This window comes from Pseudomonas sp. FeN3W, from assembly GCA_030263805.2.
GTDB classification, from domain to species: domain Bacteria; phylum Pseudomonadota; class Gammaproteobacteria; order Pseudomonadales; family Pseudomonadaceae; genus Stutzerimonas; species Stutzerimonas stutzeri_G.
In genome coordinates, this window is sequence record CP136010.1 from 4,740,016 (window position 1) to 4,753,071 (window position 13,056).

General features: G+C 62.8%; 15 protein-coding genes. 14 read left to right on the top strand and 1 reads right to left on the bottom strand.

All coding sequences use genetic code 11. The features are described from left to right. The 13 genes from fliJ (at window position 1) to flhB (ending at window position 10,136) form a co-directional block, all read left to right on the top strand. Window positions 1–453: a flagellar export protein FliJ gene (gene fliJ, locus P5704_022390; protein WOF78712.1), complete on the top strand. Its 453-nt coding sequence runs from the start codon at window positions 1–3 to the stop codon at window positions 451–453. A 236-nt stretch (window positions 454–689) separates the two neighbouring features. Further along, window positions 690–995 (top strand): STAS domain-containing protein, encoded by a 306-nt coding sequence (locus P5704_022395; GenBank protein WOF78713.1) that lies wholly within the window; start codon window positions 690–692, stop codon window positions 993–995. A gap of 1 nt (window position 996) precedes the next feature. Beyond that, window positions 997–2,688 carry a fused response regulator/phosphatase gene (locus tag P5704_022400; GenBank protein WOF78714.1) on the top strand — a complete coding sequence of 564 codons (1,692 nt, stop codon included), beginning with the start codon at window positions 997–999 and terminating at the stop codon, window positions 2,686–2,688. A 28-nt stretch (window positions 2,689–2,716) separates the two neighbouring features. Continuing rightward, window positions 2,717–3,067 (top strand): Hpt domain-containing protein, encoded by a 351-nt coding sequence (locus P5704_022405; GenBank protein WOF78715.1) that lies wholly within the window; start codon window positions 2,717–2,719, stop codon window positions 3,065–3,067. Between the two features lie 168 nt (window positions 3,068–3,235). Next, the gene (locus P5704_022410; protein ID WOF78716.1) at window positions 3,236–4,474 is read left to right on the top strand and encodes a flagellar hook-length control protein FliK; all 1,239 of its coding nucleotides are present in this window, start codon (window positions 3,236–3,238) and stop codon (window positions 4,472–4,474) included. 251 nt (window positions 4,475–4,725) lie between these two features. Beyond that, on the top strand, window positions 4,726–5,259 hold the full coding sequence (gene fliL / locus P5704_022415; protein ID WOF78717.1) for a flagellar basal body-associated protein FliL: 534 nt from the start codon (window positions 4,726–4,728) through the stop codon (window positions 5,257–5,259). Window positions 5,260–5,272: 13 nt separating this feature from the next. Next, window positions 5,273–6,244, top strand: coding sequence for a flagellar motor switch protein FliM (gene fliM / locus P5704_022420; protein ID WOF78718.1), 972 nt, complete (start codon window positions 5,273–5,275; stop codon window positions 6,242–6,244). A gap of 40 nt (window positions 6,245–6,284) precedes the next feature. Next, entirely contained in the window at window positions 6,285–6,758 is a 474-nt protein-coding gene (fliN, locus tag P5704_022425) for a flagellar motor switch protein FliN (GenBank protein ID WOF78719.1), read from the top strand. Between the two features lies 1 nt (window position 6,759). Continuing rightward, complete coding sequence (gene fliO / locus P5704_022430) at window positions 6,760–7,179, top strand: flagellar biosynthetic protein FliO (GenBank protein ID WOF78720.1); 420 nt, start codon at window positions 6,760–6,762, stop codon at window positions 7,177–7,179. Between the two features lie 50 nt (window positions 7,180–7,229). Then, the gene (gene fliP, locus P5704_022435; protein ID WOF81312.1) at window positions 7,230–7,955 is read left to right on the top strand and encodes a flagellar type III secretion system pore protein FliP; all 726 of its coding nucleotides are present in this window, start codon (window positions 7,230–7,232) and stop codon (window positions 7,953–7,955) included. A gap of 11 nt (window positions 7,956–7,966) precedes the next feature. Continuing rightward, window positions 7,967–8,236, top strand: coding sequence for a flagellar biosynthesis protein FliQ (fliQ, locus tag P5704_022440; protein ID WOF78721.1), 270 nt, complete (start codon window positions 7,967–7,969; stop codon window positions 8,234–8,236). A gap of 4 nt (window positions 8,237–8,240) precedes the next feature. Then, complete coding sequence (gene fliR / locus P5704_022445; GenBank protein ID WOF78722.1) at window positions 8,241–9,017, top strand: flagellar biosynthetic protein FliR; 777 nt, start codon at window positions 8,241–8,243, stop codon at window positions 9,015–9,017. Between the two features lie 27 nt (window positions 9,018–9,044). After that, window positions 9,045–10,136, top strand: a complete 1,092-nt coding sequence (gene flhB, locus P5704_022450) for a flagellar biosynthesis protein FlhB (protein WOF78723.1) — start codon at window positions 9,045–9,047, stop codon at window positions 10,134–10,136. Window positions 10,137–10,181: 45 nt separating this feature from the next. Here the strand turns inward: flhB and sodC are convergent, their stop codons facing one another. After that, on the bottom strand, window positions 10,182–10,703 hold the full coding sequence (sodC, locus tag P5704_022455; GenBank protein ID WOF78724.1) for a superoxide dismutase [Cu-Zn] SodC: 522 nt from the start codon (window positions 10,701–10,703) through the stop codon (window positions 10,182–10,184). 221 nt (window positions 10,704–10,924) lie between these two features. Here sodC and flhA point away from each other — a divergent pair, with 221 nt between their 5' ends. Beyond that, a complete protein-coding gene (flhA, locus tag P5704_022460; GenBank protein WOF78725.1) occupies window positions 10,925–13,045 on the top strand; it encodes a flagellar biosynthesis protein FlhA in 2,121 nt (706 codons plus the stop codon). Window positions 13,046–13,056: the final 11 nt, after the last annotated feature.

Consider the following 13,056-nt stretch of genomic DNA (forward strand, 5'->3'; position numbering starts at 1 on the left):
ATGGCGGCCAGTCGGGCGGCGCGCCTGGCGCCGGTCATCGAGATGGCCGAAAAGGCCGAGCAGGAGGCCGCACGGCTGCTGGGGCAGGGCCAGACTCAGCTGAATCAGGCCGAGGCCAAGCTCGGTGAACTGGAGCAGTACTTCAGCGATTACCAGCAGCAATGGATGCAGCAGGGCAGCCAGGGCGTCTCGGGGCAGTGGCTGATGAATTACCAGCGCTTCCTGTCGCAGCTGGAGTCGGCGATCGGCCAGCAGCAGCGCAGCGTCAACTGGTACCGCGACAACCTGAAGAAGCTGCGCCAGCAGTGGCACCAGCGGCATGCGCGTGTCGAAGGTCTGAGCAAGCTGGTCGAGAGCTATCAGAAGGAGGCGCGGATCGCGGCGGACAAGCGCGAGCAGAAGTTGCTCGACGAGTACGCCCAGCGGCTGTCCGGGAGGGCGCGTGAGCAGTGATCCGGTCACGGTCCCCGGCCGGATTCGTGCTTGCCGTACCGCTGCTTGAATGATAAATCTTGACCGCGTTTCAACGCGGCGACCGCCACCAGATCGTTTCAGCTGCCATCTGGCGCTTCCGGGATAAATCTTGGAAGTGGATGGCCGCCTTTCAGCCGGTACACGGCTGTTCATTTCGCTTATCGCGACGGCTGCTCGCAGGCCGCTTTCAAGACGTACCGGATCAGGAGTGCCACATGACCATTACCTCGCAGCCTTCGACGGATGGCCAGGAGTTGACCATATCCATCAGCGGACGCTTCGACTTCAATGCGCATCAGGCCTTCCGTGATGCTTACCAGCGCCAGGACGTGAATCCGCAGCGTTATGTGGTCAATCTGCAAGGCACTACCTACATGGACAGTTCGGCGCTGGGCATGCTGCTCTTGCTGCGCGATCACGCCGGCGGCGACGAGGCGGACATCCGCCTGCTCAACTGCAATGGCGACGTGCGCAAGATCCTGTCGGTATCGAATTTCGAACAATTGTTCGTGATCGCCTGACATGCCCATGCGGCTGTCGATCCTGATCGCCGAGGACAGCCCGGTCGATCGGATGCTGCTTTCCACCATCGTTGCCAAGCAGGGCCACCGGGTGTTGACGGCGGCCGATGGGCAGAAGGCGGTCGAGCTGTTCCAGCAGGAGCGGCCGCAGCTGGTGCTGATGGATGCGCTGATGCCGGTGATGGATGGCTTCGAGGCGGCGCGGCGCATCAAGCAACTGGCCGGCGACGAGCTGGTCCCGATCATCTTTCTCACCTCGCTGACCGAGCACGAAGCGCTGGTCAGCTGCCTCGAGGCCGGCGGCGACGACTTCATCGCCAAGCCTTACAACCCGATCATTCTCGAAGCCAAGATCCAGGCCATGCATCGCCTGCGCCGCCTGCAGGCGACCGTGCTCGAACAGCGCGACCTGATCGCCAGACGAAATCAGCAGCTGCTCGACGAACATCGCGCCGCCAAGGCGATTTTCGACAAGGTCGCACATGCCGGTTGCCTGAGTGCGCCGACCATCCGCTACCGTCAGTCGCCACAAGCGCTGTTCAACGGCGACCTGTTGCTGGCAGCACAGGCTCCGGCCGGACAGATGTTCGTCCTTCTCGGTGATTTCACCGGTCACGGGTTGCCGGCCGCGATCGGGGCCATGCCGCTGGCGGAGACCTTTTACGGGATGGCGGCGAAGGGCTATTCGAGCACCGATATCCTTCGCGAGATGAATGCCAAGCTCAAGCAGATCCTTCCGGTGGAGATGTTCTGCTGTGCCACGCTGCTCGATATCGATCCCAAGCAGGGCAGTCTGCGGGTGTGGAACGGTGGTTTGCCGGACGGCTACCTGATCGGCGCGGACGGCCGGCGTACCGCACTGGTATCTCGTCACCTGCCGCTTGGCGTCGTGTCCCCGGCGGCGCTGGACGACAAGTTCGAGCATTACCCGCTGGCGCCCGGCGACCGGCTGTTGCTGCTGTCCGACGGGGTGGTAGAAAGCCGCAATGCCAATGACGAGCTGTTCGGCGAGCCGCGCCTGCTCGCCGCGCTGGACGCCAACGACGATCCGGCGCGGCTGTTCGACGAGATCGAGCAGGCGCTGCTGGATTTCCACGGCCAGCAGCACGACGATCTGAGCCTGGTCGAGGTGGTGGTCAGCCCGGAGGTGATCACGATGCCGTCGATTACAGCGGCCACCGCGCATCGCTCGCGGCCGATGGACTGGTCGTTTCGGCTCGAGCTGCGTGCCGACAGCCTGCGCAGCGGCAATCCATTGCCTTCGTTGCTGCAGATTCTGCTGCAGGTCAATCAGTTGCGCTCGCGCGCCGGTGAAATCTACACCGTGTTGGGTGAGCTCTACTCCAATGCCCTGGAGCATGGCGTGCTCGGTCTCGATTCGAGCCTCAAGTGCGATGCCGACGGTTTCAAGCACTACTACGACCTGCGCCAGCAACGCCTGCAGGCGCTGGTCGACGGTCATGTGCATCTGCAGCTGAGCATCAAGACCGCCCCGCATGGAGGGCGGTTGAGCATCGGCATCAGCGACAGTGGCTCGGGCTTCGACGTGTCGCGCGCGTTGCAGGCGCAGTTTGGCAGCGACCGTTTCAGTGGGCGCGGCTTGCATCTGGTGCGCCAGTTAAGCGACCGATTCGACTGGCAGTCGGATGGGCGCGGGCTGAGCGTGGAGTTCGCCTGGCAGGCTGAGGCATAATCGTCCGCTTTCACTGAGGGGTGTACCGGTGTCCAACACTCATCTCGACAGCGCCGTGCTGGCCACGCTGCAGGACGTGATGGAGAGTGAGTATCCGGCGCTGCTGGATACCTTTCTTGTCGACTCCGAGGAGCGCGTTCGGCTGCTCCGTCAGGCCTGTCTCGCCGACCAGTCGGAGACCTTGCGGCGTGCAGCGCACAGCTTCAAAGGCAGTTGCAGCAACATGGGCGCAACGCTGTTGGCCGACCTCTGTCAGGCGCTCGAGAGCGCCGCTCGGGAGAAGAACCTCGCTCAGGCCCCGGCGCTCATCGAATCCATCGAACGGGAATTCGCCATCATCGGCATCCTGTTCCGAGCCGAGCGCCAGCGCTACGGCTGAATGGCCAAATCTCTGACGCCCCGGCGCTTCCTCTGATAGCTGAGCCGCTGCCGTCGGGCCCGTCGTTTCTGTTCAATCCAGCGCTTCCCGGCGTTTTTCCGGCATTCATGCTGCTGGCCCGGAACTTGCTCTGCTTCCGCCACGATCCATCCGTAGCGGAATGACCTCATGGCTGTTTCCCCCGACCTGTTGCTTAGATCCCCATCCGTCGACGCACGCCCCAAAGCGGCGGCCAAAGCGCCGGAAGCGCCGCGCGAGGGGCGAGATAGCGGCAGCGCTAGCTTCTCCGACGTCTACGCCAAGGAGCGTCAGACGAAACCAGCCGAGCGCCCGGTGCGCAATGAAGCCGGCCGCGACAAGCCGGTCGAGGACAAGCGCGAGCAGGAAACGGCAAAGGCGACCACCGACGAGAAGCCGGCGGTTGCCGAAAGCGGCAATACCTTGCCCCCCGAATCGCCGGCTGAGGAAATACCGGATTCGGAGCTCGATCCAATGCTGCTGCTTGGTCTTGGCACGCAGTTCGTGTCGGAATCCGAAGCCCTGCCTGAAGCCGAGGTCGATGCTGCCTCTCTGCTTCCGGGATTGGCGTCGACCGCTGCGGGCATCGCCGGCGATGAGGCTATCGATGCGGACGAAGCAACACTGGCCGGCCTGCGAACGCAGACCGAAACGCCGGCAGCCATGCAGAAGGCGGCCCAGCAGCAATTGCAGAATCCGCTGGCCGATGCGCAGGCGAAAGCCTCGGCTGACGATGGCTTTGCCAGCGCCTTGCTGGCGAGCCAGGATGCGGGTGAGGGCGAAGAGCTCGACGTGGAACTGCTGACCAAGGATCTGCTGGAAGGCGTGGAGGCGCCAAAGGAGAGTCGCACCAGCGCAAGCGAACTGGCCGCGGGACGCCTCAACCCCTTGAGCCAGGCCATCGCCCAGCAGGTTCAGCAGTCGCAGCGTCCGGCATTGGTACCGGGACAACCGGTGCAGATGCAGCAGTCCGGCTGGAGCGAGGCGGTCGTCGATCGCGTGATGTGGCTGTCCAGCCAGAATCTCAAGTCGGCGGAAATCCAGCTCGATCCGGCTGAACTCGGTCGCATGGAAGTACGCATCGACCTGACCAAGGATCAGGCGCAGGTGACCTTCCTCAGCCCACATGCGGGGGTGCGCGACGCGCTGGAAGGGCAGATGCAGCGACTACGGGAAATGTTCACCCAGCAGGGCATGAACCTGATGGACGTCAACGTCTCCGATCAGTCACTGGCGCGTGGCTGGCAAGGCGGCGACGGCAGTGGCTCCGCACGGGGTGGGGCGTCGGGTGAGGGCGACCTGGCAGGTGAGGAGTTGGAGCTCGGCGTGACGGAAATCGCCTCCAATCGTGCCAGCGGTGACCGCGGGCTCGTCGACTACTACGCCTGAACTGACCCATCCCCCGCGGTGCGGTAATCCGGCGCGGCTATTGCGGGCGCGCGCCGGTTTTCCGCCGCCCGTCGCTGTGATCCCTCTCGCATCGCCTATCCAGGCGTTATCGCCGTCCTTTTCCTGCTACCTTGTGAGCGCACTGCCTGGAGCCTGAGGCAGCGTCCCACTGGCGCGCGTTGACATTGGCACAGCTGTTGCTCCTAACTCCTGAAATCAGAATCGAAAGCTGTTGATGACGGATATTTGGCATGGCTAAGAAGCAGGCTCCACCAGCAGTGCCGCCAACCGGACCGGAAGCGGAACCGGCGGGCAAGGGAAAGCTGAAACTCATCCTGGTGATCGTGGTCGCCATGTTGGTGGCCGTAGGGCTTTCCATCGGCGGTACGCTTTATTTCATGAACAAGGGCGGCGACCTCGGTGACGACAAGGCCGAAGAAACCGCGACCACCGCCTCGGGCAAGCAGCCGGCGATCTATGAAGTGCTGATGCCGGCCTTCGTGGTCAATTTCAGCAACAAGGGCCGCCAGCGTTACATGCAGGTCAGCATCGCATTGATGTCGCGTGATCAGGCTGCGCTGGATGCACTGAAGGTGCATATGCCGTTGTTGCGCAATCGACTGGTCATGCTGTTCTCCAGTCAGGACTTCGAGGCGTTGAAAACGCCCGTAGGCAAGGAAATGCTGCGTCAGCAGGCGACTGCCAGCGTGCAGGAGCTGGCGCAGAAGGAAATCGGCACGCTTGCCGTCGAGCAAGTGCTTTTCACCAACTTCGTATTGCAATAGAAGGCTGCCGCAGATGGCTGTTCAAGACCTGCTCTCGCAAGACGAGATCGATGCGCTCCTGCACGGGGTCGACGACGGTCTGGTGGATACCGAAAGCGATTCCGATCCGGGTTCCATCAAGAGCTACGACCTGACCAGTCAGGACCGCATCGTTCGCGGGCGCATGCCCACGCTGGAAATGATCAACGAGCGTTTCGCCCGCTACACCCGCATTAGCATGTTCAACCTGCTGCGTCGCTCGGCCGATGTGTCGGTGGGTGGCGTGCAGGTGATGAAGTTCGGCGAGTACGTGCATTCGCTGTACGTACCCACCAGCCTCAATCTGGTGAAGATGAAGCCGCTGCGTGGCACCGCGCTGTTCATCCTCGACGCCAAGCTGGTGTTCAAGCTGGTGGACAACTTCTTCGGCGGCGACGGCCGCCACGCCAAGATCGAGGGTCGCGAGTTCACTCCGACCGAATTGCGCGTCGTACGCATGGTGCTCGATCAGGCCTTCACCGATCTCAAGGAAGCCTGGCATGCGGTGCTGGACGTCAACTTCGAGTACGTCAACTCGGAAGTGAATCCGGCCCTGGCCAATATCGTCAGCCCCAGCGAAGTGGTGGTGGTTTCCACCTTCCACATCGAATTGGATAGCGGCGGCGGCGACCTGCACGTGACCATGCCTTATTCGATGATCGAGCCGATCCGCGAGATGCTGGATGCCGGCTTCCAGTCGGACGTCAGCGACCAGGACGAGCGCTGGGTCAAGGCACTGCGCGAAGACATTCTCGACGTCAATGTTCCGCTGGGCGCGACTGTCGTCAGGCGGCAACTGAAATTGCGCGACATTCTGAACATGCAGCCGGGCGACGTGATTCCGGTGGAAATGCCGGAAGACATGATCATGCGTGCCAATGGCATGCCGTCCTTCAAGGTCAAGCTGGGTGCCCATAAGGGCAACCTGGCATTGCAGGTGCTGGAGCCCGTGGTCCGCCCACGCTGAGCCAGCCCTATACTCAATTCGAGCCGATCGAGGATTAGCGATGGCAGACGAACACGACAACACTTCCCCTGAGGAACAGGCGCTGGCCGATGAATGGGCTGCGGCGCTGGCCGAAGCTGGCGACGCCAGCCAGGACGACATCGATGCATTGCTCAATCAGGGCCCGGAAGCAGCCGCGCCGGCCGCTCCGCGCGCACCGCTGGAGGATTTCGCCAGCGCGCCCAAGTCCAATGGCGTGCAGTTGGGGTTGGACGGTCCCAACCTGGACGTGATCCTGGATATCCCGGTTTCCATCTCGATGGAGGTCGGCAGTACCGAAATCAGCATCCGCAACCTGCTGCAGCTCAACCAGGGCTCGGTGGTGGAGCTTGATCGTCTGGCCGGCGAACCGCTGGACGTGTTGGTCAATGGCACCCTCATCGCCCATGGCGAAGTGGTGGTGGTCAACGAGAAGTTCGGCATCCGGCTGACCGATGTGATCAGCCCGACCGAACGTATCAAGAAGCTGCGCTGACATGCGCGCGCTCGCATTCCTGACGGTGTTCGTCGCGCTGCCAGCCTTGGCCGCGGAGCCGGCAACCAGCATGAGCAGCGCTGGTATGGGGGCGCAGCTGAGCAAGCTGATGCTCGGCCTGTTGCTGGTGATCGGGCTGATCTTCCTGCTCGCCTGGCTGCTGCGTCGGGTTCAGCAGCTGAACCCGCGCGGCACTCAGGTGATCAAGCTGATCTCCACCCAGGCGCTGGGGCCGCGCGAACGGCTGGTGCTGGTCCAGGTCGGCGGCGAGCAGATCCTGATCGGCCTCAGTGGCGGCCGCATCACGCCATTGCACGTGATGCAGGAGCCGGTCCACCTGCCGGACGCCGAGCCGGCCAACCCCGAATTCGCCCAGCGTCTGATGGAGCTGCTCGGCAAGGACCACAAGGACAAGTCTTGATGTTGCGCATTCTGCTGGTGGTGGCGCTGATGCTGCTCGGCCCGTTCGCCATGGCGCAGGAGCCTTCCGGCATCCTGGCCCAGGGAAACAACCCGCTCTCGATTCCGGCGATCACCCTGACCACCGACGCGCAAGGGCAGCAGGAATACTCGGTCAGCCTGCAGATTCTGTTGATCATGACGGCGCTGAGCTTCATTCCGGCGTTCGTCATGCTGATGACCAGCTTCACCCGCATCATCATCGTGTTTTCCATCCTGCGTCAGGCGCTCGGCCTGCAGCAGACGCCGTCGAACCAGATCCTCATCGGTCTGACCCTCTTCCTCACGCTGTTCATCATGGCGCCGGTATTCGACCGGATAAACCAGGATGCCCTGCAGCCGTACCTCAGCGAGCAGATCCCGGCGCAGGAAGCGATCGCTCGCGCCGAGGTGCCGCTCAAGGGCTTCATGCTGGCGCAGACCCGCGAGAGTGATCTGGAGCTGTTCGTCAGGCTGTCGCGGCGCACCGACATCGCTTCGCCGGAAGCCGCACCGATGACCATCCTGGTGCCGGCCTTCGTCACCTCGGAGTTGAAGACGGCATTCCAGATCGGTTTCATGATCTTCATTCCGTTCCTGATCATCGATATGGTGGTGGCCAGCGTGCTCATGGCGATGGGTATGATGATGCTCTCGCCGCTGATCATCTCGTTGCCGTTCAAGATCATGCTGTTCGTGCTGGTCGACGGCTGGGGGCTGATCATCGGCACGCTGGCCGGTAGCTTCGGCACGCTTTAGGAACCACGCCAATGACTCCAGAAGTAGCGGTGGACCTGTTTCGCGAAGGGCTGTGGATGACGGCGATGATCGTTGGCGTGCTAGTGGTGCCGAGCCTGCTGGTCGGCCTGGTAGTGGCCATGTTCCAGGCCGCGACGCAGATCAACGAGCAGACCCTGAGCTTTCTGCCGCGCCTGCTGGTCATGCTGATGACGCTGATATGGGCTGGGCCATGGCTGGTGCGTGAGCTGATGGAGTACACCCAGAACCTCGTCCAGAACATTCCGTTGCTGATCGGGTAAGCGCGTGCTTGAGCTGAGCAATGCGCAGATCGGCGGCTGGGTAGGGCAGTTCCTGCTGCCGCTGTTCCGCATCGCCGCCTTGCTGATGAGCATGCCGCTGATCGGTACGCAGCTGGTGCCGATGCGGGTACGGCTGTACCTGGCCCTGGCCATCGCGCTGGTACTGGTGCCGACCTTGCCGGCCATGCCCGTGGTCGAGTCGCTCAGTCTGGCCTCGTTCCTGCTGATCGCCGAACAGTTGGTGATCGGTGTGATGCTGGGCTTCGTTCTGCAGCTGTTCTTCCACGTCTTCATCGTGTCCGGCCAGTTGCTGGCCATGCAGATGGGCCTGGGTTTCGCGTCGATGGTCGATCCGGCCAACGGTATCTCGGTGCCGGTGCTCGGTCAGTTCTTCAACATGCTGGTGATCCTGTTGTTCCTCTCGGTCAACGGTCATCTGGTGGTGCTGGAGATTCTCGCTGAGAGCTTCGTGACGCTGCCGGTAGGTGGTGGTCTGTCGACCAACCATTTCTGGGAGGTGGCAGGCAAGCTGGGCTGGGTGCTGGGCGCCGGCCTGCTGCTGGTGCTGCCGGCGATCACCGCGCTGCTGGTGGTGAACCTGGCGTTCGGCCTGATGACCCGCGCGGCGCCGCAACTGAACATCTTCTCCATTGGCTTTCCGCTGACCCTGGTGCTGGGTCTGATCATCGTCTGGATCGGCATGGCGGACATCTTTGCCCAGTACCAGATCTTCGTCAGCGAAGCGCTGGCGATGCTGCGTGAGCTGGCGGGAGCGCGCTGATGACCGCGGCAGGGCAGGAGGTCGCGCATGGCTGAGAGCGAAAGCGGCGCCGACAAAAGCGAGGAACCCACAGAGAAACGCCTGCGCGAATCGCGCGAAAAAGGGCAGCTGGCTCGTTCCCGCGAGCTCAGCACGGTCGCCGTGACCCTTGGCGGCATCGGCGGTTTGCTGGCATCGGGTGCAGGCCTGGCGCAGAGCCTGATGGCGATGATGCAGGGTACCTTCGAGCTGAGCCGCGAAACGCTGCTCGACGAAGGCTCCATGGTTCGACTGCTGATCGCCTTGCTGATCGCATCGATCGTCGGTCCGGTGGCGCTTGGTGGCTGGTTGTTCTCGGCCAAGGCGATGGCGCCGAAGATGAGCCGGATGAATCCGGCCGCAGGGCTCAAGCGGATGTTCTCCACCAAGGCGCTTGTCGAGCTGCTCAAGGCGCTGGGTAAGTTTCTGGTGGTGCTCAGCGTCGCTTTGCTGGTGCTTTCGGCCTATCAGGACGATCTGTTGTCCATCGCCAAGCAGCCGCTGGATCTGGCCATCATGCACAGCGCTGAAGTGGTTGGCTGGTGCGCCCTGTGGATGGCCTGCGGTTTGATTCTGATCGCGGCGGTTGATGTGCCGTTCCAGCTCTGGGACAACAAGCAGAAGCTGATGATGACCAAGCAGGAGGTCAAGGACGAGTACAAGGATTCCGAGGGCAAGCCGGAGGTCAAGTCGCGCATTCGCCAGCTGCAGCGTGAAGCGGCGCAGCGGCGCATGATGCAGGCTGTGCCCGAGGCAGACGTGGTGATCACCAACCCGACGCACTTCGCCGTCGCGCTGAAATACGACGGCGACAAGGGCGGTGCGCCGCGGCTGGTGGCCAAGGGCGGCGACTTCGTCGCGCTGAAGATTCGCGAGATCGCCCAGGAGCATCAAGTAACCGTGCTGGAGTCGCCTGCACTGGCTCGGGCGGTGTACTACTCGACCGAGCTGGAGCAGGAGATTCCCGCCGGCCTTTACCTGGCCGTCGCGCAGGTACTGGCGTACGTCTATCAGCTGCGCCAGTACCGCGCCGGCAAGGGGCGGCGACCGGACCCGTTGAATGATGTGCCCATCCCGCCGGATCTGCGTCGCGACGAGTGAGGCCTATCACACGGCGGGCCGACGGCTCGCTGTCGTGTCCCTGCGTTATTCGATGACGCCGCAGGCGACCCGCGCACCACCGCCGCCGAGGGGTTGCGGATGGTCGGAATGGTTGTCTCCGCCCTGGTGGACCATCAGCGCCAAGCCTTTGATATCGCCCAGGCTCTTCAGCCGCGGTGCCAGCACTGGTTGACTGGCTTTGCCTTCGCTGTCGACATACAGCGCCGGGAGGTCGCCCATATGGCCGTCACCCCAGGGTTCGCCATGCTTGCCACTGTTCTTCGGATCCCAGTGTCCGCCGGCAGCGCCAGCCGGAGTCTGCTTGCCATCGATCTCGGCCGGCTCGCAACTGCCCTTGGCGTGAACGTGAAAGCCGTGGGTGCCAGGCTGCAGGCCAGATAGCTCGGGACGGAACACCAGCCCGTATTCGTTGCTTTCGATCTTGACGCTGCCGACCGATTCGCCGACGCCCTGGGCCGTCACGGCATTCACCTTGACGCTCAATGTCTCAGCCTGAACGGCGACGGCAGTGCAGCCGGCCAGCGCGGCGATGATCCACTGTTTCATCTGAAAGCTCCTTTGTACAAACGGCGACGGGCTGTCGCCGGTTGCTAGTGTGACTGCCAGTTGTCGATGGCGTTCGCTGGCGCGGCGGCTCGCAGGTCGGGTCGGGGAGAGGCCGTGCGGCGGGCTCTGCGACGGGGCGCGGAAGTTGGACCCCTTCTTGCTATAACCCGGGCAGGACGCTTGTCGCGTCAAGAATTCGTTATGTATCCCCGGGGGCTACGTTGGATCGCACGCAACTCATCAATATTCGCAATGGCCTGACGGGTGCGGGGCGCGGCAACCTCGGCGTGCCGCTGCTGCTGCTCGTGATGATGGGCATGATGATGCTGTCGGTGCCGCCGTTCCTCCTGGATCTGCTGTTCACCTTCAACATCGCGTTGTCGATCGTCGTGCTGCTGGTCAGCGTCTATGCGCTGCGCCCGCTGGATTTCGCGGTGTTCCCAACGATTCTGCTGGTCGCCACGCTGATGCGTCTGGCGTTGAACGTGGCGTCGACGCGGGTGGTCCTGATCAACGGCCATGAGGGCGGCTCGGCTGCAGGTCATGTGATCGAGGCCTTCGGTAATGTGGTGATCGGCGGCAACTACGTCGTCGGTATCGTGGTGTTCGCGATCCTCATGATCATCAACTTCGTCGTGGTGACCAAGGGTGCCGGCCGTATCTCGGAAGTCAGCGCGCGTTTCACCCTCGATGCCATGCCCGGCAAGCAGATGGCGATCGACGCCGACCTCAATGCCGGCCTTATCGACCAGGAAGAAGCCAAGAAGCGCCGTACCGAAGTGTCGTCCGAAGCCGATTTCTACGGTTCCATGGACGGTGCGTCGAAGTTCGTCCGCGGTGACGCCATCGCTGGCCTGCTGATTCTCTTCATCAACCTGATTGGCGGCGTCGGCATCGGCATGGCGCAGCACGGCATGAGCTTCAGCGAAGCTGGCCAGGTCTATGCGCTGCTGACCATCGGTGATGGCCTGGTTGCGCAGATTCCTTCGCTGCTGCTGTCCACCGCAGCGGCCATCATGGTGACCCGCGTTACCAGTTCCGAGGACATGGGACAGCAGGTGCAGCGGCAGATGTTCGCCTCGCCGAAGGCGCTGGCCGTGTCTGCGGCGATCATGATTGCCATGGGCCTGGTCCCAGGCATGCCGCATATGTCCTTCCTCGGCCTCGGCGCCGCGGCTGCAGGCGGTGCCTACTGGATCTGGCATCGGCAGAAACAGGTCGTGAAGAAAGCCGAGCAGGAAGTACAGAAACAGCAGGATCTGCTCCCGGCCCAGCGTGCGGCTGAAACCAAGGAGCTGGGCTGGGACGATGTGACCCCGGTGGACATGGTGGGGCTGGAAGTTGGCTACCGCCTGATTCCGCTGGTGGATCGCAACCAGGGCGGTCAACTGCTGGCGCGAATCAAGGGCGTGCGCAAGAAGCTCTCGCAGGACCTGGGCTTCCTGATGCCCTCGGTTCACATCCGCGACAACCTCGATCTGTTGCCCAACGCCTATCGCTTGACGCTGATGGGGGTCAGTCTGGCCGAGGCGGAGGTCTATCCGGATCGCGAGCTGGCGATCAACCCGGGTCAGGTGTTCGGCCCCTTGAACGGCATTACCGCCAGAGACCCGGCGTTCGGGCTGGAGGCGGTCTGGATCGAGGCGAGCCAGCGCGATCAGGCGCAGTCGCTCGGTTACACCGTGGTGGACGCCAGTACCGTGGTCGCCACCCACCTCAATCAGGTGCTGCACAAGCATGCCCACGAGCTGCTTGGCCATGAGGAAGTCCAGCAACTGCTGCAGTTGCTGGCCAAGAGCTCGCCCAAGCTGGCCGAGGAACTGGTGCCCGGCATGGTTTCGCTGTCGACGCTGCTCAAGGTGTTGCAAGCCTTGCTGCAGGAGCAGGTGCCGGTGCGCGACATCCGTACCATCGCCGAGGCCATCGCCAATGCGGCGGCCAAGAGTCAAGATCCCGCCGCAATGGTTGCCGCGGTACGTGTCGCACTGTCTCGCGCAATCGTGCAAAACGTTGTGGGACTAGAGCCGGAGCTGCCTGTGATCACGCTGGAGCCTCGGTTGGAACAGATTTTGCTCAATAGCCTGCAGAAGGCTGGTCAAGGCTCCGAAGACGGCATTCTGCTGGAGCCGGGAATGGCCGAAAAGTTGCAAAGGTCTCTGGTAGAAGCAGCACAGCGTCAAGAAATGCTCGGCAAACCGGCAGTACTGCTGGTGGCCAGCCCGGTACGGGCGATGCTGTCGAGATTCGCGCGTCTGGCGGTACCGAACATTCATGTTCTGGCCTACCAGGAAATACCGGACAACAAGCAGGTCACCATCGTCTCGACGGTGGGTCAGAATTAACCGAGGGTACA